This window comes from Streptomyces sp. NPDC004610, from assembly GCF_040609715.1.
Classification (GTDB): domain Bacteria; phylum Actinomycetota; class Actinomycetes; order Streptomycetales; family Streptomycetaceae; genus Streptomyces.
This window is the reverse complement of the sequence record NZ_JBEXLA010000084.1, coordinates 1-5,332: the sequence shown is the minus strand read 5'-3', so window position 1 is coordinate 5,332 and position 5,332 is coordinate 1. Positions and strand designations below refer to the sequence as shown.

At 72.2% G+C, this 5,332-nt stretch carries 5 protein-coding genes; 2 read left to right on the top strand and 3 right to left on the bottom strand.

Annotated elements, in window-relative coordinates; all coding sequences use genetic code 11:
* Positions 1–172 precede the first annotated feature (172 nt).
* Complete coding sequence (locus tag ABZX40_RS41410; RefSeq protein ID WP_355751388.1) at positions 173–1,117, bottom strand: DUF2797 domain-containing protein; 945 nt, start codon at positions 1,115–1,117, stop codon at positions 173–175.
* Positions 1,118–1,189: 72 nt separating this feature from the next.
* Complete coding sequence (bla, locus tag ABZX40_RS41405) at positions 1,190–2,143, bottom strand: class A beta-lactamase (protein ID WP_355751385.1); 954 nt, start codon at positions 2,141–2,143, stop codon at positions 1,190–1,192.
* A gap of 277 nt (positions 2,144–2,420) precedes the next feature.
* Here bla and ABZX40_RS41400 point away from each other — a divergent pair, with 277 nt between their 5' ends.
* The gene (locus tag ABZX40_RS41400; RefSeq protein ID WP_355751382.1) at positions 2,421–3,359 is read left to right on the top strand and encodes a LysR family transcriptional regulator; all 939 of its coding nucleotides are present in this window, start codon (positions 2,421–2,423) and stop codon (positions 3,357–3,359) included.
* A 24-nt stretch (positions 3,360–3,383) separates the two neighbouring features.
* Positions 3,384–4,301 (top strand): serine hydrolase, encoded by a 918-nt coding sequence (locus tag ABZX40_RS41395; RefSeq protein WP_355751379.1) that lies wholly within the window; start codon positions 3,384–3,386, stop codon positions 4,299–4,301.
* Positions 4,302–4,357: 56 nt separating this feature from the next.
* Here ABZX40_RS41395 and ABZX40_RS41390 read toward each other — a convergent pair whose 3' ends face one another.
* On the bottom strand, positions 4,358–4,879 hold the full coding sequence (locus ABZX40_RS41390; protein WP_355751376.1) for a hypothetical protein: 522 nt from the start codon (positions 4,877–4,879) through the stop codon (positions 4,358–4,360).
* Positions 4,880–5,332: the final 453 nt, after the last annotated feature.

Genomic DNA, 5,332 nt, shown 5'->3' with positions numbered 1-5,332 from the left:
AACCCGCTACGACAAGACCGCCGAGTCCTACCAGGCAGCCGTCACCCTCGCATCGCTCCTGATGTGGGCGTGACAATTGAAGACAACTCCTAGGGAGGCGCGGGGCGACGGGGGCTGCCGAGAGGGGAGTGGGCCCGGCTCCCGGAGGGAAGGGCGGGGCCGGGGAGCCGGTTCAGAAGGGCCCTTCCTGCTGGTGCGCCTCCCGCGCGTACGCCCGTATGGGCACGGACAGTTCCCCTGACCATGGCCCTGATCCCGCCTCCGTTCCTGGCCCCGTCTTCGACCCCCCGTTCCCCGCTGGCACCGACTCCGGCACCGGAGCCAGCCCCCACCCCCGCATCAGCCGCGTATCCAGCACCAAGACCCCCTCCCCCGTACCCAAATGAAGATCCGGCCCGGCGGCGGCCACCAGCTCGCCCCCGACGACACCGCCCGCCACCAGCTCCCGCACCTCGCCGAAGGCATCCGGCAGCCCCGCCAGCCCGAACACCCCCGTATGGTCCACGGCCCGGAACGGCGCCCGTCTCAGCGCCTCCGGCCAGCCGCCCAGCGTCACCGCCCGCCCGTGCAGCTCCGCGATCTCGGCGGCCCGGTCGGCCGCGTCCGGCGGCAGCGCGGAGCGCACCGCGCGCTTGTCGGCGTAGGGAATCCGGTCCGGCACGCCCAGGGCCGCCCGCAGCAGTTCCTCGGCGCGGCGCGCGGACATCAGCGGCCCGGCGCCCAGCCAGCTGAAACAGACCGCGCCCTGCTCCAGCAGCCGCGCCGGACCCCGCTCGACGGCGGTGATCCCGACCTTGGCCATGCCGGGCCCGAACCACGCCAGATACACGTGGTAGGGCCGGGGGTCGTCGGCGATGGTGTCGGCGGCCACCGAATGGGCCCGGTCCAGCCGCGCGCACTCCTCGCACCGCGCGCCCGTACTGCGCCCCGGCACCGGGGCCCGGCGCGGGCAGGGATTGCCCCGGGCGCCCGTACAGGTCCGCCCGCTCCCCTCCCCCACCACCCCGAAGGCCACCCGCTTCCCCCAGGTCAGCGCGGATCGCCGACCGCCGTCCCACTCCAGCTCGGGCCCCCGCGCGGACCATCGGAGCCCGGAGCAACGCCATTGCCCGTCCATTGCCTCACAGCGTAGGACGCGGCACTGACAACGCCCCTTCCCCGACCGGCACCCCGGACGCCCATCCCCCCGTCAGCCCCGCCCCAGCCCCTTCATCGCCACCGCCGCCGCCTTCGCCACGACCTCGTCACGACGCTCGGCGTTCTCCTCGTCCCGGCTGGTGAGGACGGAGACCACGATCGGGTTGCCGCCGTTCTCGGGCCACAGCACGGCGATGTCGTTACGGCCGCCGTAGCCCGCCGTACCGCTCTTGTCGCCGACGGTCCAGCCGTCCGGGACCCCGGCGGCGACCAGGGTCTCGCCGGTGGTGTTGGTCCGCATCCAGGTGGCGAGCAGTTCCCGCTCGTCCCGCTTGAGGGCGTCCCCGAGCAGCATCGCGCGCAGGCTGCCGGTCATGGCGCGGGGCGTGCTGGTGTCCCGTACGTCCCCGGGCCTGCCCTCGCTCATATCGGGCTCGTAGCGGTCCATGCGGATGACGTCGTCGCCGAGTTCGGCGAGGACGGCCTCCAGGGCGTCGGGCCCGCCGAGGTCCTCCAGGAGCAGATTGACGGCGGTGTTGTCGCTGTACCAGACGGTGGCCGCGCACAGCTCGCGCAGACTCATCCCGCTGTCGACGAAGTCCTCGGTGATGGGCGAGTTGGCGACGATGTCCTCCTTGGAGTAGTGGATGACCTTGTCCATCCCCTCCACCCCGTACTCGCGCAGCACGGCACCGGCGGCCAGCGCCTTGAAGGTGGAGGCGTAGGCGAACCGTTCGTCCGGCCGGTGCCCGACGGTCCGCCCGGTACCGGTGTCCAGCGCGTGGACGCCGATCCGGGCGTCGAACTCCTTCTCCAGCGCCTGGAAGTCCCGCTTCACACTCTTGGCGTCGGGCTGCTTCTCCACCCCCGCACCGGCGGAGGCCCCCGCACCCCCCGTCCGATCCGCTTGGGGTTCCCCCTCGGCGCAGGCGGGCAGGGCGGCGAGCGCGAGCACCCCGGCCACCGCGGCGGCACCCCGGCGAACCCTCAGCACGTACGACGTCATGGCATGGCCTCCAGACAGCGACAACACAGCGAACGCACCGTGATGCCGAACGGCGATACACGGCGAAGGGCAGGGCCCGGCAACGGAACCCCAGCCGACGGCAGGCTGAACCGAACCCGAACCCCCAGGCCAGGGCCGGGGACCGGAACCGCCCCCTCGCTCCTCACCCTGACCCCCGCCCACCCCCACCGTCCAAGACGCACCCGCACGCATTCATGCCGATTCGGCATGGATGTGCCCGGAGGTCCGGGTTCGAGATTTTGAGATGATGAGAGCTGTGGATCTTCTGGGGGCATGCCGAGCGTTCGTCCATGTGAGCGAGCACGGGAGTTTCACGGTGGGCGCGGCGGCGGCCCGGATGGCCCAGTCCGTGGCCAGCCGACGCATCGCCGCCCTGGAACGCCACTTCGGCGAACGCCTCCTGTCGCGATCGTCGCGTACGGTGACGCTGACCCCGTTCGGCCGGGAGGTCCTGCCGCTGGCCCGCCAGCTCGTCCGGCTCGGCGACCGGCTGGAGCACGAGGCGCAGGCCGCCCGGCACCGGCCGCTGCGGCTGGCGGTCCCGGCCGACTGCCCGACCGGCGCGCTGGCACGGCTGATCGCCGCCGCGCACCGCCAGGGCATCCCCCTCGAACCCCGCCCGGCCGCCCCCGCCGAACGCGCCGAACTGGTCGGCTCGCGGGAGGTGCGGGCGGCGCTGCTGGCGGTGGCGCCGGACGCGGCGGTCTGGACGGTCCCGCTCGGCCTCGCGGTCACGGACGCGCCGGGCGCGGGCCCTCTCTACCTGGACACCCTGCGCCCGGGGCGGGCGGACGGCGCCCGACGCCCACGCCGGGTCTGGCTCCAGCCGGAGGACGACGTACCGCATGTGCGCGACCGGCTGACCCGGCTGCGCGACGCGCTGGGTCTGCGCCCGGCCCAGCTGGCGGTGGCCGGCGGACTGGCGCCGGCCGCGGCCGAGGTGCTGTCCGGCACGGGGGACGCCCTGCTGTGCTCACGCGCCCAGTCGCAGGCGCTGGGCCTGGAGTGGCGGGAGATAGGCGAACTGACCCCGGGCCCGGCCCGCGGCTACACACTCACCGCCGCGGAGGACACCCCACCCGAGACGACGGCCCGCCTCCGCCGCGGCTGCGCACGGGAACTGGCGGCGTGCGTAGGGGCGCAGGCGCAGCACACGAACGAAACAAGGGACCGATACCCGAGGGGCGAGGAATGAGGAGCGCTACATGAGGGGCGAGGAATGACCACGAACCCGACCACAACCACCCTCCTCACCGACCTGCGCGGCACGCTGCGCGAGAGCGGACTGCACGGTTCGTTCCTGGTGCGGGACCTGGACACGGGGGAGGAGGTGGGCCTGGACCCGGACATCGAGTTCCCGGTGGCGTCCCTGGTGAAGGTCCCCCTCGCCCTGGCGACCCTGGAACGGATCCGGCGGGGCGAACTGGACCCCGCGATGCCCGTCGACGTACAGCCGGGCCGGATCACCACCCCCGGCCCCGCCGGACTGAGCCGCTTCCGCCACCCGGCGCGGATCGCGGTGGAGGACCTGGTGTATCTGAGCACCTGCATCAGCGACGGCACAGCCGCCGACGCCCTCTTCACCCTCACCCCACCCACCCAAGTGGCCGCCATCCTGACGGACTTCGGACTCACCGGGATCGCCGTGCGTCACACCATGGACGAACTGACCGACACCCCGGCGGAACGCTTCGCCGCCTCCGACGTCCACCTCGCCCACGCCCTGGCCATCGACGCCGGCACCCCCGGCCGAGGCCACCGCGTCCCCCAGCTCGACGTCACCCACGCCAACACCGGCACGGCCAGAGCGTTCGTAGACCTCCTCCAGGCGATCTGGCACCCCACCCTGCCCCCCGAAGTCGCCGAGGCCACCCGAACCCTCCTCGCCGCCAACGTCCTACGCCACCGCCTCGCCCCCGACTTCGCCTCGGACGCCGCCACCTGGTCCTCCAAGACCGGCACCCTGCTCAACCTGCGGCACGAGGCAGGAGTGGTCGAACACACGGACGGCCACCGCTACGCGGTAGCGGCCCTGACGGAATCCCAGGTGGCGGCGGGCCATCAGCCGGGGGTGGACGCGGTGATGGGCCAGGTGGCCCGCCGCTTGCGGGACCATCTGCGGGTGTGGGGGGCGTAGCCCTCCGGACGGCGGAGCGACGACGCGACCCCACCCCGTCGCACACTCCACTCACCTCACACATCAATGGCCTTACGCGCCTGCCCCACGAACTTCTGCCGCTTGTTCGTGGCGTGATTGAGGAACCGCCGAATGCGGTACAGCTCATCGGCCCCGAGCGCGTCGTTCCCGTCCCGCCCCAAGGTCCGGGCCTGAATCGCCGCGACACTGGCGGACAGCGATTTGGTCACCTCACCGGCCATACGGGCAAGTTCTTCAGGCCCCTCAAGTTCCACCGTGGTCTGGGCATCGCCCAGTTCCGTACGGATCACTCTTCGAACGTCGTCAAGAGCGTCCCGGAGATCACCGAGGTCGTGCCCCGGCGTGCCGTACTCCGCCTCGATCCTCCGCAGCGCCTCCACCACCTCATCGGCCCTGGCCGTGAACGCCGCGTAGGCATCACGCCGCAGTTGACGGCGCCAGTGCCGATGCTCGGCCCGGACCTGCCGCTGCCCGGCCAGCCCGGCGATGGCGGCGGCCAGAGCGGTTCCCACCACCCCGACCACCGCCCCCAGAACCGCTGAAGTCCCCGCATCCACAGCAAGAGAGTGCCGCAACCCACGTCCCCCGGCCAGGCATGACCGAGCAAGACACCCCCGCACTCTCCGGCCCTGATGCCGCCGGTCCGCCGCACGTCGATCGAGCCCCCTCGCCGCAGGGAGGATTGCGATTGCTGTACTCGGCTGACCCACCGCACCATCAAACGGTGTCCCGATCCATTGGCGCCCACACCACCGACCCGTGCCCCCGCTGCCTCAACGAAGCGGTCCGCCGCGGAAAACCGATGACCCATGCGGGACAAGACCTGGTCCTCTACCTCTGCGATCACTGTGCACACAAGTGGAATCGACCGATCGAAGACGACGTGGACATCCACGACACCGTCAGGGTGGACCTCTGTCAACGGACTTCTTGAACTCCCCGGTGGCGGACACGATCAGTCGCCCGCTGGCGGACACTAAATCTCCCCGCGGACAGGGAAACTCCCCACT